This is a genomic window from Streptomyces sp. NPDC051563 (assembly GCF_044454225.1).
In the GTDB taxonomy this organism is placed as follows: Bacteria; Actinomycetota; Actinomycetes; order Streptomycetales; family Streptomycetaceae; genus Streptomyces.
Genome location: NZ_JBITDL010000019.1, coordinates 1 through 11,598 on the forward strand (window position 1 = coordinate 1; position 11,598 = coordinate 11,598).

12 protein-coding genes are annotated in these 11,598 nt (G+C 72.4%); 4 read left to right on the forward strand and 8 right to left on the reverse strand.

What is annotated here, in order from left to right:
- Window positions 1-184 precede the first annotated feature (184 nt).
- From ACIA8F_RS22845 to ACIA8F_RS22875, 7 genes are all read right to left on the reverse strand, one after another.
- Window positions 185-1,906: a dipeptide ABC transporter ATP-binding protein gene (locus ACIA8F_RS22845; protein WP_399381287.1), complete on the reverse strand. Its 1,722-nt coding sequence runs from the start codon at window positions 1,904-1,906 to the stop codon at window positions 185-187.
- The gene (locus ACIA8F_RS22850) at window positions 1,903-2,895 is read right to left on the reverse strand and encodes an ABC transporter permease (protein WP_399381289.1); all 993 of its coding nucleotides are present in this window, start codon (window positions 2,893-2,895) and stop codon (window positions 1,903-1,905) included. The genes ACIA8F_RS22845 and ACIA8F_RS22850 overlap by 4 nt, the downstream gene beginning before the upstream one ends.
- Entirely contained in the window at window positions 2,892-3,875 is a 984-nt protein-coding gene (locus tag ACIA8F_RS22855) for an ABC transporter permease (RefSeq protein ID WP_399381291.1), read from the reverse strand. The genes ACIA8F_RS22850 and ACIA8F_RS22855 overlap by 4 nt, the downstream gene beginning before the upstream one ends.
- Complete coding sequence (locus ACIA8F_RS22860) at window positions 3,872-5,614, reverse strand: ABC transporter substrate-binding protein (RefSeq protein ID WP_399381293.1); 1,743 nt, start codon at window positions 5,612-5,614, stop codon at window positions 3,872-3,874. The genes ACIA8F_RS22855 and ACIA8F_RS22860 overlap by 4 nt, the downstream gene beginning before the upstream one ends.
- 191 nt (window positions 5,615-5,805) lie before the next feature.
- Window positions 5,806-5,901 carry an Ms4533A family Cys-rich leader peptide gene (locus ACIA8F_RS22865; protein WP_399381295.1) on the reverse strand — a complete coding sequence of 32 codons (96 nt, stop codon included), beginning with the start codon at window positions 5,899-5,901 and terminating at the stop codon, window positions 5,806-5,808.
- A gap of 46 nt (window positions 5,902-5,947) precedes the next feature.
- On the reverse strand, window positions 5,948-7,414 hold the full coding sequence (locus ACIA8F_RS22870; RefSeq protein ID WP_399381296.1) for a DUF3152 domain-containing protein: 1,467 nt from the start codon (window positions 7,412-7,414) through the stop codon (window positions 5,948-5,950).
- Window positions 7,415-7,418: 4 nt separating this feature from the next.
- A complete protein-coding gene (locus ACIA8F_RS22875; RefSeq protein WP_399381298.1) occupies window positions 7,419-8,489 on the reverse strand; it encodes an alpha/beta fold hydrolase in 1,071 nt (356 codons plus the stop codon).
- Between the two features lie 120 nt (window positions 8,490-8,609).
- Here ACIA8F_RS22875 and ACIA8F_RS22880 point away from each other — a divergent pair, with 120 nt between their 5' ends.
- The 4 genes from ACIA8F_RS22880 (at window position 8,610) to ACIA8F_RS22895 (ending at window position 10,474) form a co-directional block, all read left to right on the forward strand.
- A complete protein-coding gene (locus ACIA8F_RS22880) occupies window positions 8,610-8,825 on the forward strand; it encodes a hypothetical protein (protein WP_399381300.1) in 216 nt (71 codons plus the stop codon).
- Window positions 8,826-8,971: 146 nt separating this feature from the next.
- Window positions 8,972-9,610 (forward strand): TetR/AcrR family transcriptional regulator, encoded by a 639-nt coding sequence (locus ACIA8F_RS22885; protein ID WP_214949215.1) that lies wholly within the window; start codon window positions 8,972-8,974, stop codon window positions 9,608-9,610.
- Between the two features lie 173 nt (window positions 9,611-9,783).
- Window positions 9,784-10,011, forward strand: coding sequence for a DUF3107 domain-containing protein (locus ACIA8F_RS22890; RefSeq protein WP_243335978.1), 228 nt, complete (start codon window positions 9,784-9,786; stop codon window positions 10,009-10,011).
- A gap of 160 nt (window positions 10,012-10,171) precedes the next feature.
- A complete protein-coding gene (locus tag ACIA8F_RS22895) occupies window positions 10,172-10,474 on the forward strand; it encodes a hypothetical protein (RefSeq protein ID WP_399381303.1) in 303 nt (100 codons plus the stop codon).
- 132 nt (window positions 10,475-10,606) lie between these two features.
- Here ACIA8F_RS22895 and ACIA8F_RS22900 read toward each other — a convergent pair whose 3' ends face one another.
- Complete coding sequence (locus ACIA8F_RS22900) at window positions 10,607-11,365, reverse strand: ferritin-like fold-containing protein (protein ID WP_399381305.1); 759 nt, start codon at window positions 11,363-11,365, stop codon at window positions 10,607-10,609.
- Window positions 11,366-11,598: the final 233 nt, after the last annotated feature.

Genomic DNA, 11,598 nt, shown 5'->3' on the forward strand with positions numbered 1-11,598 from the left:
GGGCCACCCCCGACACCCCGTTTCTGGCGGTCTCGGTCGGCCCGGCCCCCCGCCGTATACCAACTAAGCCGTATTGGCGGAGGGCGCGAGGGCGGGTTGTCCGTCGCGCCACCGGAAGGGGTGAAGAGTCGTAACTTTCCCGTACGGTTCGCGTTCGAGCACGCTAAGAACTAGGTGGGGCCCCCTAGCGGGATCCCGCGAGGACCTCCTCCGGACGGCGCCGGCCGAGGCGGCGGGCGGCGGCCAGGGCCGGGTCGAGGGAGGGGACGGCTGCCAGCAGTTCCCGGGTGTAGGCGTGGACCGGACGGTCGTAGACCTCGTCGACGGGGCCCTCTTCCACGATCACTCCGCCCCGCATGACCGCGACCCGGTCGCTGACCTGGCGCACCACCGCGAGGTCGTGCGCGATGAAGACCAGGGCGATGCCGAGCTCCCGCTGGAGTTCGGCCAGCAGGGCGGTGACCTGCGCCTGCGTGGTCACGTCGAGGGCCGAGACGGGCTCGTCGCAGACGATCAGGCGGGGCCGGGGCGCGAGCGCCCGGGCGATGCCGACGCGCTGGCGCTGGCCTCCGCTGAACTCGTGCGGGTACCGGTCGTAGTGGGCCTCCTCCAGGCCGACCCGGACGAGTAGTTCGCCGACCCGGTCCCGGATCGCCCGCCGGTCCTTCTCCCCCGCCGTGCGCAGCGGGTCGGCGATGGATTCGCCGATCGAGCGGCGCGGGTTGAGCGAGGACACCGGGTCCTGGAACACCATCTGCACCCCGGCCGCCAGCCCGGCGCTCTGCGCCCCGTCCCGCCGGATCTGCCCGGAGGTGGGCTCCAGCAGCCCGACGAGCATCCGCCCGAGGGTGCTCTTGCCGCTGCCGCTCTCCCCGACGATCCCCAGCGTCTCCCCGGCGCGCACGAGCACCGACACCCCGCCCACGGCCTCCACCCGCCGCTTGCCCCGCCCGAACTCCTTGCGCAGCGAGAACGCCTCGACGACGGGCACCCCGGTCTCCACCTCGGCCACATCCGGCTCCACCGGGGCCCCTTTCAGCCCCGCCGGCGTGTGAGGCGCGGGCACGGGCAGCGCCCGTACGGCCCCCGGCCGGGGCGCCCGCACCGCGTCGAGCCGCGGCACCGCCGCCAGCAGGGCCGCGGTGTACGGATCGGCCGGCGCCGACAGCACCGACCCGACCGGGCCCCGCTCCACGACGGCCCCGTCCCGCATCACCAGCACCGCGTCCACGTTCTCCGCCGCCACGCCCACGTCGTGGGTGACCAGCAGCAGCCCGAGCCCGCGTTCCTCGCGCAGCCCGTGCAGCAGGTCGAGGATCTGCGCCTGGACGGTGACGTCGAGCGCCGTGGTCGGCTCGTCCGCGATCAGCAGCCGCGGTTCGCACGCCAGGGCCATCGCGATCAGGGCCCGTTGCCGCATGCCGCCGCTGAACTCGTGCGGCCGCGCCCGGGAGCGGCGTACCGCGTCGGGGATGCCCACCCGGTCCAGCACCTCCACCGCGCGGGCCCGGCCCGCGCGCCGCGTCACGGCGGCGTGCACCCGGTAGACCTCGGCGATCTGGTCGCCGATGGCGTAGTACGGGTCCAGGGAGCTCAGCGGGTCCTGGAAGACCATCGCGGCGACGGCCCCGCGCAGCTCCCGGAGCTCTGCCGCCGACGCCGCGCCCACGTCGGTGCCGCCGACCCGGACGGTGCCGCCGAGTCGTGCGCCGGTCCCGTGGTGCAGCCCCAGCAGGGCTGCCGCGACGGTGGACTTGCCGCTTCCGGACTCCCCCACGATGCCCAGGGCGCGGCCGGGCTCCAGGGTGAAGGACACCCCGTCCACGGCCCGTACGTACTCCCCCGGCCGGCCGACCGGGAAGTCGACGGTGAGGTGGGCGACGTCCACCAGCGGTGCCCGCGTCATGCCAGAACCACCCTTCGGTCCGCGACGGCGTACAGCAGGTCGGCGATGACGCCGGCGATGACGACGGCCGCGCCGATGGAGAGCACGACGCCCACCACGACGGGCAGGTCCACGACCCGTACGCCGTCGATGAGGGTCTTGCCGAGTCCGGGGATCCCGAACAGCGACTCGGTCAGCACGGCGCCGCCGATCATCGTGCCGAAGTCCACGGCGCTGAGGGCGATCACCGGGGCCACCGCGCCCCGCACGGCGTGCCGGGTCACGATGGCGCGCTCCCCGACCCCGTAGGCGCGGAAGGTGCGGATGTGGTCCTCGGCGAGCGTTTCCAGGATGGAACTGCGGCTCAGCCGGGCGTACTTGGCGCTCTCGAAGAAGCCGAGGGTGACCCAGGGCAGCAGCATGTTCCACGCCCACTGCTCGGGATCCTCGCCGAGCGGTACGTACGTGGGGAAGGGCAGCCACTGGAGGTAGGCGCAGACGGCCATGAGGAGCAGCAGCCCGAGGATGAAGACGGGGGTGCCGGTGGCGGCGAGGGTGAGCACGGTCAGGGCCCGCTCGGTGAGCCCGCCGCGGCGCAGCGCGGAGAGCAGTCCGGTGCCGACGCCGATCACGAGCCAGATCACCAGGGCGCCCAGGGCCAGCGACAGGGTGGCGGGGAGCCGCTGCAGCAGCAGCTCGGTGACCTGCTGGTCGTTCTGGTACGAGAATCCCAGGCAGGGTGCGTCGCAGTGCAGGACGAGCCCGGCGCCGCCGGAGTAGTCCCGGCCCACCAGCAGTCCCTGGAGGAACGTCAGGTACTGGGCGACGGTCGACTCGTTCAGCCCGAGCTGTTCGCGTACCTGGGCGATCTGCGCCGGGTTGCAGCGCTCCCCGCAGGCGAGCCGGGCGGGGTCGCCGGGGACGAGGTAGAAGAGGGCGTAGATCACGACGGACAGGGTGAGCAGCACGAGCAGTGCGCCGCCGGTCCGTTTGAGCACGAAGCGGGTCACGCCGAGCGCTCCTTTCTGGTGCCGACCCGCAGCCGGGAGTCCTCCCGCGGGTCGAGGGCCGTGCGGACGGCGTCGCCGAGCACGGTGAAGGCGAGCACGGTGACGAAGAGCAGCCCGGCGGGGAGCAGCACGTAGGCGGGGTCGGCGCGGAACCAGGTCTGGGCGCTGGAGAGCATCTGCCCCCACGAGGGGGTGGGCGGCTTCACGCCGACGCCGAGGAAGGACAGCGAGGCCTCGACCACCATGGCGGTCGGGACCTTGATCGCGGCGAGGGTGATGACGGGCGCGGCCAGTGAGGGCAGCAGCTCGCGGCGGGCGATCCGCAGGGTGCCGCTGCCCGAGAGCCGGGCGGCGTCCACGAAGTCCAGCTCCTTGAGGGAGAGGGTCTGGGCGCGGACCATCCGGGCGAGGCCGCCCCAGTCGAGGAGTCCGATGACGAGGATCAGCAGCAGCGGCCGCGGGAAGCCGGACGGGACGACGGCGGTGAGGGCGATGGCGATCACCAGCATGGGCAGGGCGATCATCACGTCGGTGACCCGGCTGACGACCTGGCCGGCGAACCGGCCGCCGAGGGCCGCGGCGAGCCCGACGCCGACGCCGACGAGCACCTGGACGAGGGTGGCGCCGAGTGCGACGAGCAGCGAGACCCGGGCCCCGTAGAGCAGCCGGACGAACAGGTCGCGGCCGGTGCCCGGTTCGACGCCGAGCCAGTGCTCGCCTGAGATCCCGCCGAAGGAGCCGAGCGGGACGCCCCCTCGCGCGGAGTCGACGAGCTCGTCGTGGTAGGCGTTCGGGTCCTGGCCGGCGAGGTGGGCCAGCAGCGGTGCGGCGAGGGCGAGGAGGACGAGGAGCAGCAGGACGGCGGCCGCCGCCACGGCCGAGGGCCGGGCGCGCAGCCGCCGCAGGACCTGCCGCCCGAGGCCCGGACCCGGGGCGACGGCCCCGGGCCCGGCCTGCGGCCGGTGGGCGAGGAGCGTCACTTGACCGAGACCTGCGAGATGTCGAGGACGCCGGTCCAGTCGCTGATGACGACGTTCTTGACGTCCTTGCCGACGAGCCGCTTGTAGACCGGGTGGAAGAGCGGGACGTCGAGCGCCTGCTCGCCGATCTTCTTGTCGAGGGCGCCCCAGCGCTTGCCGGCCGCCGCGAGGTCGGTCAGCTTGGCGATCTCGTCGATCTCGGTGTTGACGGCCGGGTCGTTGAGCTGGGCGTGGTTGTAGTTGCTGCCGTTGGTGACGATCTGCCGGCCGTCGAAGATCGGCGCGAGGAAGGGTGCGCCGGACGGCCAGTCGGCGCCCCAGCGGGAGAGGAAGAGGCCGGGGGTGTTCTTGGCGTCCCAGCGCTTCTCGTTGAAGGCGTTGTTCTCCAGCCCCTCCAGCTTGACGGTGATCCCGGCGGCGGCGAGCGCCTGCTGCACGGCGGTGGCGACCTCGGGGCTGGTCTGCCGGTTCTGGGCGTTGGAGTGGGTGAGCGTGATGGTCAGCCCGTCCTTGAAGCCCGCTTCGGCCAGCAGTTCCTTGGCCTTGGCCGGGTCTCCGGTCTTGCCGGCCGGGAAGTGGTCGTAGGCGGTGAAGCCGAAGGCCTCCTGCTCGGGCAGGAAGGTGGTGGCGGGTTCGGCGAGGGCGGAGCCGCCGGCCGCGTTGATCACGCTGGTGCGGTTGATCGCGTAGGAGATCGCCTGGCGGACCTTCGGGTTGTCGAAGGGGGCGACCTTCGGGTTGAAGGCGAGGTAGTTGACGTAGCCGAAGTGGCCGGTGCCGACGCGCCCGCTCAGCTCCTTGTTGTCGCCGATCTGCGCCAACTCGGCCGGTCCCAGGTTGGTGTCGGTGGTGACGGCGGCCGCGTCGGGGCCCGAGCTGGTGGACAGGCGCTGGTTGATGACCGCCGCGTCGAGCCCGGAGCGGACGTCGATCTTGTCCGGGTAGGCCTTGCGCTCCTCGTCGGTCTTCTCGTCCCAGTTCTCGTTGCGCTCCAGGGTGAGGTGTTCGCCGTCGTTCTCGTTCTTGACGACCTTGTACGGGCCGGAGGAGACGGGGTGCTCCTCGTACTTGACCCCGTTGTCCTTGGCCTTGGGCACGGGGGCGAACTGCGTCTGCGTGGCGAGGAAGGGGAACTCCCCCTCGGGCTTGCGGAGTTTGAAGACGATCGTCTTCGCGTCGGGCACCAGGATCGAGACGAGGCCCTTGCCGCCGTCCTTGTACGGGCCCTCGTACGTCTCCCCGCCGACCAGCCAGTCGCGCAGGTACGGGGCTCCGCCCGACAGCTCGGCGGCGAAGGACCGCTCGATGCCGTACTTGATGTCGGCGCTGGTGATCGGCGAGCCGTCCTCGTACTTCAGCCCGTCCTTGAGCGTGTACGTCCACTCGGTGGCGTCGGCGTTGGGCTTGCCGAGGTCGGTGGCCAGGTCGGGCACCACCTTGGCGCCGGCCGGGCCCGCCTCGCGGTTGCGGGTGGTGAGCGTGCGGAAGACGAGCGAGGGGACGTTGCCGCCGCCGGAGGTGTACAGGCGGGCCGGGTCGAAGTCGGTCTGCGGCTCGTTGTTGAGGACGGTCAGGGTGCCGCCCTTCTGCGGGGCGGCGGCGCCCGGGGCGCCCGGCTTGTCGCCGGCGGAGGCCTTGTCCGCGCCGTCCTTGGGCCCGCAGGCGGCGGCGCCCCCGGCCAGAACGACGCTGACGGCGACCGCGGCCACGCGGCGGGATATGAGGGACTGACGGACCATGGGGAAAGGGACCTCTCGGCGTGAAGGGAGATGCGGAAAAGGCCACGCGAGGGGCAGCGGTCCACGTCGGCGCGGTCGGCGGCATGCCGACGGCGGGGACGGAAGAACAAAAGGAGCCGCACCTGCGGGCTGGTGGCCCCGGGCGCGGCGGAACGACGGAGAAAGGCGGAAGTCGCGCGCTCAGGGAGGCGTCAGCGACAGAGGATGTCGGCCACGCTGTGCGCGGTCACACCAAGCAGCGCCAGCTCAATGGCGGCGCTCGCGGCGGTGGTGTGGATGTGCGACATGCGGAGAACAATGACCGACCATCGAACATTTTGTCAAAGCCCTATATCAACTCCCGGGATACACCCAGGGGTTGGGCTTGCACTGGATTCCGTTGATGTCCAGGGACTTCGTCTGCTGCTGCATGATCGGGGCGAGGGCGCCCGGGGTCTGGCAGCTCACGTGGCCGTGGCCGAGCCGGTGGCCGACCTCGTGGTTGATGAGCATCTGGCGGTAGGCGAACATCTGGTCCGGGCCGAACGTCACCGAACCCTGCGCCCAGCGGTACGCGTTGATCATCACGCGGTCGGTCGCCGCGGAGTCGCAGGAGACGTTGTCGATGGTGGTGTCGAGCCCGGACTTCTTGCACCAGACGCCGGTGGTCCCGGGGCTGGCGAGCGTGATCACGAAGTCGGCCTCGCCGCCCGGCACCCGCTCGAAAGTCTTCGTACCGCCGTGGCCCCAGCTCCGGTCGTCGTTCAGCGTGCGGTGCACGGCCTCGGCGAACAGCTGCGGATCGAGGCCGAGCCCCTGCTCCACGTCGACGCGGTAGCGGACCACCTTCCCCTTGCCGGGAGCCGGCGCCACGCCGGGCACGGTGTCGAAGGCGCCGGGGCCCTTCAGCTTCTCGTCGATCGGGAACCGCTGCGCCATCTTCTGGTCGTACGAGAGCTCCGGCGCGGCCTGGAGCGCCGCGGAGGCGTCCGGGGTCGGCCGGCCGTCGGACCGGGAGGCGGCGGAGTTGCCCTGCGCGGTGTGGCTGTTGCCCTCGTCGGCGGCGCGCAGGGTGTTCTTCGCGTTGTCGTTCTCGGAGGCCGCCTGGCCGGCGACGACGACGGCGAGCGCGACGGTGAGCGCCGCGGCGGCCATTCCGGCGTAGGTACGGCCCTTGCCGCCGCGCCCGGCCGCGGGCGGCGCCTCCACCGGCTCCGCGGCGGGGGCGGTGACCGGCGTGCGCGGCGCGGGGATCCGGCGGTGCGAGCCACTGGCGGTGAAGGCGTCCTCGGCGACCGGGACGGCGCGGTGGGGGCCCGTCGTGGTCATCGGTGAATCCAGGCGGACCTGCGGGAAGCCGACCGCGGGGGTGCCGAAGGCCGGGGTGTCGAAGACCGGGCTGTCGAAGACCGGGGTGCCGTGGGTGGGCGCCTGGTGGACCGGGGTGCCGAAGGCGGGGCTGTCGAACGCCGCGCTGTCGCGGACCGGGGTGTCGCGGACCAGGCTGTCGCGGACCGGGCTGTCGATGACCGGGGCCGCGGGCCGGGTGCGGGGGGCTCCGCGCCAGTCCCCGTAGGCCGCACCGGTACCGGCCGCGGCGCCCCAGGCTCCGCCGGGCTCGTGCTGTTCGGGATGTCCGCCGCGTGCGCCGGACACCGGCTCGCGGCGCGGCGGGGCCGCGTACCCGCGGGGGGCGGCGGCCGGTTCGGCCCGCCCGGCGGGGGCGGGGGCGGTCCGGGCGCCGGCCTGTTCGGCCGGCTGCGGATGGCCTGAGCCGGGGCCGGGAGCCTGTCCGGGCTCCTTGCGGCTATGTCGTCCCACGTCGTCAGACCTTGCCGTCCTCGTCGGTGTTCACGGTGTGCTCCGGCGCGGCCGGATCCGGCAGGGCCCGATCCGCTGCGCCCGGGTCCGGCTGGGCGCCGTACCCGTCGGCGGTGGCGTCCAGCAGGTCCCGGAAGGCGGCCTCGACCACCTCGGGGTACTCCATCATCGCCACGTGCCCCGCCTGCGGGAGGCACAGCAGCCGCGAACCCCGGTAGGCCGCGGCGGCCTTGCGCGCCATACGGTACGAGACGAGCTGGTCCCGGCCACCGTAGACCAACAGGGTCGGTGCGAGCACCCGCTGCGCCTGGCGCCACAGTCCGTGCTGGCCGCCGAGGGTGTAGGCGTCGACGATGCCGCGCGAGGAACGGCTCAGCGCGTCCCAGAAGTACGGGAGCGCGAGCCGCCGTTCCATTTCCTCGACGGCCTCCTCGAACACCTCGGGCTTCACCCGGGAGGGGTCTCCGTACAAGAGGTCCGTCAGCCCCCGGGTGCGCTGTTCGGCGCTCAGCCCCCGGGTGAGCCGGTCGAGGAAACCGGCCATGCCGGGCAGCGCGAGCAGCGCGGTCGGCACGGCCGACTTCTGCACGCGCAGTTCGGGCAGCGCCGGGGAGACCAGGGTCAACGTGCGCACCAGGTCGGGCCGGACGGCCGCGACCCGGGTGGAGACGGCCCCGCCGAGGGAGTTGCCGAACAGGTGCACCGGTCCGCGTCCGGCGGCGTCGAGGTGGCGGATGACGGCGCGGGCGTGCCCGGTGATGGAGTAGTCCCGGTCGGCGGGCGGCGGGGACCAGCCGAAGCCGGGCAGGTCCAGGGCCTCGCCCTCGACGGAACCGGCCAGCCGCTCCATGAGCGCGGACCAGTTCTGCGAGGATCCGCCGAGCCCGTGGACGAACAGCGCGGGCGGCAGGCCGGACCGGAGGGCCGGGCGTACCCGTACGTTCATTTCCAGCCCGGGCAGCCGGTCGGTGCGCAGCTGCTCTCCTTCGGCCAGTCGCACGGCTCCCACCTGGGAAGACTGGGCGGAAGACGAGGGGGCGGAGGACCGCACACCCGGCAGCTCGGTCGAAGACATGGGGCAATGTTACGAGACGATCACGCAGCTCCTCTTGTGTTCGCCGTCACAGAGGCTTGCGGAACCGTCTGGCGGGGTATGCGCGATCCTCCTAGGCTCATAAGTGGAAAGGGGAGTTCCATGACTGTCGACCCTGCGGAACCGGACACCTTCCAGTCGGAGCGGCCGGAAGCCCTCGACGTGGAGGCCCCCGAGGCGGACGCGGCGGAGCAGAACACGGAGTTGAATCCGGTCGGTGACGATCCGCTCACCCCCGTCGGCCAGCGCGAAGCCTCCGACGCGGACGCCGCCGAACAGACCCGGGTGGTGAACCTGGACGAGGACGATTACCGCTGAGCCAGCGCTGACCAGCATCTCCGGTGGGTCACCGGCGGTCCGTACCGCGAGAAAACTCGGCTTGAACCCTCCAGATTCGGTTACCGAAAAGTACGATGGCCGCGCGGCGCAAGGCGCACTGTGTTCTAGAGAAAGTGGGAGGCGGCGTGACAGCCATCGAGCAGACCGAGGCAGCGCGTCCGCGGGGCACGCGACTTCCGCGCCGGGCCCGGCGCAACCAGCTCCTGGGCGCCGCCCAGGAGGTCTTCGTCGCGCAGGGTTACCACGCAGCGGCCATGGACGACATCGCGGAACGCGCCGGAGTCAGCAAGCCGGTGCTCTACCAGCACTTCCCCGGCAAGCTCGACCTCTACCTGGCACTCCTGGACCAGCACTGCGAGGCCCTGCTGCTCGCCGTGCGCACCGCGCTCGCTTCGACGAACGACAACAAGATGCGCGTCGCGGCGACGATGGACGCGTACTTCGCGTACGTCGAGGACGAGGGCGGCGCCTTCCGGCTCGTCTTCGAGTCGGACCTGACGAACGAGCCGGCGGTGCGCGAGCGCGTCGACCGCGTCTCGCTGCAGTGCGCCGAGGCCATCTCGGACGTCATCGCCGAGGACACCGGCCTGTCGAAGGACGAGTCGATGCTGCTGGCCGTGGGCCTGGGCGGGGTCTCGCAGGTCGTGGCCCGGTACTGGCTGTCGAGCGAGAGCCCGGTCGCCCGCGACACCGCGGTGGGTCTGCTGACCTCCCTCGCCTGGCGCGGAATCGCCGGTTTCCCGCTGCACCCGACGGACGTCTGAGCGGCGCCGGCCCGGGTTTCCGGGCCGGTCCCGGCGCTCCCCGCCGGTCTGACCGGCGGCTGTTCGCTGCGAGCGTTTTCGACGCGCGGCGGACACGTCCCCTCTCCGGGCTAATGTGGACCGGGTAACGGCGCGGCTGATCGCGCGAACCGGACCGTCGGAGGGACAAGGCCGTGGAGGTCAAGATCGGCGTGCAGCACGCACCCCGGGAGATCGTGCTCGAGAGCGACCTGAGTGCCGAGGAGCTGGAGAGCATCGTCACCGCCGCCCTGTCCGGCTCGGCGCCGCTGCTGAGCCTCACGGACATCAAGGGCCGCAAGGTCCTGGTGCCGTCCGAGCGCCTGTCGTACGTCGACCTGGGCGAGCCCAGCGCGCGCAAGGTCGGCTTCGGCGCTCTCTGAGCCCGGAAGTACCCAGAAGTCCAGAAGTACCCAGAAGTACCGAGAACGGCCCGGTGGACGAGTCCGCCGGGCCGTTTCCGTTTCCTCCGCTTCGGGTAGGACCGGTGTAAGACACGCTCCCGGTACGCCCCGGTACGCCCGACGTTCGAGAGGAACCCCCATGCTGCTGATCGAGGCGCTCGGCTCCGCTCTCCTGGGCCTCGCCCTGGCCGGAGCGGCCGTCCGCGTGCTCGGCCCGCGGCTTCCGTCCTCGCGGGCGGTGCTGGCGAGCGGAGTGGCGGGCGCCCTGTTCGGTACCTATCTGACGCACACCGCGCTGGGCCCCGGGCACAGCACCCTGTTCGCGACCCTCCTCGGCGGCGCGCTGGTCTCGATGGTGGTGCTGTCCCTGCTGCTGCGGCCCGCCGGCCGGACTCCGAGGCCGCCCCGCCGGGCTCCGTTTTCGGTTCCGACGCGGGGCTAGACGGCCCCGCTGAGCCCCCTGGCACACGCTGACACTTGCTGACACCCACGGAGGGACGCAGGTCGCACAGACGCAGGCCGGCCCCCGCGCGGATGCTCCGCGCGGGGGCCGACGTACGTCCCGGGGCCCGGACTACGCCGCGAGGCCCAGGGCCGCCATGCGCTTGGTGTGCGCCTTGGTGATCCGGGTGAACATCTCGCCGACGGCCGCCAGGTCGAAACCGGCCGCCATCCCGTCCACCCCGCCTACCAGCATGGTGGAGAGCGCGTCGCGCTCCGCGACCACGCGCTGCGCCTGCGACAGCGCCTCGCCCATCAGCCGGCGGGCCCACAGCGCGAGGCGGCCGCCGCAGCGCGGGTCGGCCTCGATGGCGGCGCGCACCTTCTCGACGGCGAAGCCGCCGTGGCCGGTGTCGTCGAGCACGCTCACGACGAGCCCGCGGGTGTCGGTGTCCAGGTGGGTGGCCACCTCGCGGTAGAAGTCACTGGCGATGGAGTCGCCGACGTACGCCTTGACCAGGCCCTCCAGCCAGTCCGACGGGGCGGTCTGGCGGTGGAAGTCGTCGACGCCCTTCGCGAAGGGATCCATCGCGGCGGTGGCGTCCTCGTCGATCGCGGTGAGCCGGTCGCGCAGGCGCTCGAAGTGGTGGAACTCGGCGGAGGCCATCTTCGCGAGCTCGGCCTTGTCGCCGAGGGTGGGCGCGAGCTTCGCGTCCTCCGCGAGGCGTTCGAAGGCCGCGAGTTCGCCGTACGCGAGCGCCCCGAGCAGATCCACCACGGCGGCCCGGTACTGCGGCGAGGCGGAGGCCGTGGCCCAGTCCTGGGCGGCGATACCGGCCGCCTCGGCGGGGGCGCTTTCGTCGGCGGGCGATGCGTTTTCAACGGTCGACATGCACCGCACAATAGCTCGCCGAAAGGCACCGTGAACCACCTGCTCAGTCCACGTAAACGCGCCTACCTGGTGAATTCACCCGACACAGCTGCGCGATTCCGGGGTACAGTGGTAATGCGCCTGCCGAACACTCGGCGGGCCATCCGAATGAGGATGCCCGGTCGGTGGCCCGATCGGCTCCACCCGACCGCCCTCGGCGTGATGCGCACGTTCATACGTCGCCTCCCAAGAGG

Excerpts from the sequence above, each read along its gene's own strand:
- ACIA8F_RS22845 (WP_399381287.1), bottom strand. The coding sequence starts at position 1,906 with ATGACGCGGGCACCGCTGGTGGACGTCGCCCACCTCACCGTCGACTTC.
- ACIA8F_RS22860 (WP_399381293.1), bottom strand. The coding sequence starts at position 5,614 with ATGGTCCGTCAGTCCCTCATATCCCGCCGCGTGGCCGCGGTCGCCGTC.
- ACIA8F_RS22865 (WP_399381295.1), bottom strand. The coding sequence starts at position 5,901 with ATGTCGCACATCCACACCACCGCCGCGAGCGCCGCCATTGAGCTGGCG.
- ACIA8F_RS22875 (WP_399381298.1), bottom strand. The coding sequence starts at position 8,489 with ATGTCTTCGACCGAGCTGCCGGGTGTGCGGTCCTCCGCCCCCTCGTCT.
- ACIA8F_RS22880 (WP_399381300.1), top strand. The coding sequence starts at position 8,610 with ATGACTGTCGACCCTGCGGAACCGGACACCTTCCAGTCGGAGCGGCCG.
- ACIA8F_RS22895 (WP_399381303.1), top strand. The coding sequence starts at position 10,172 with ATGCTGCTGATCGAGGCGCTCGGCTCCGCTCTCCTGGGCCTCGCCCTG.
- ACIA8F_RS22900 (WP_399381305.1), bottom strand. The coding sequence starts at position 11,365 with ATGTCGACCGTTGAAAACGCATCGCCCGCCGACGAAAGCGCCCCCGCC.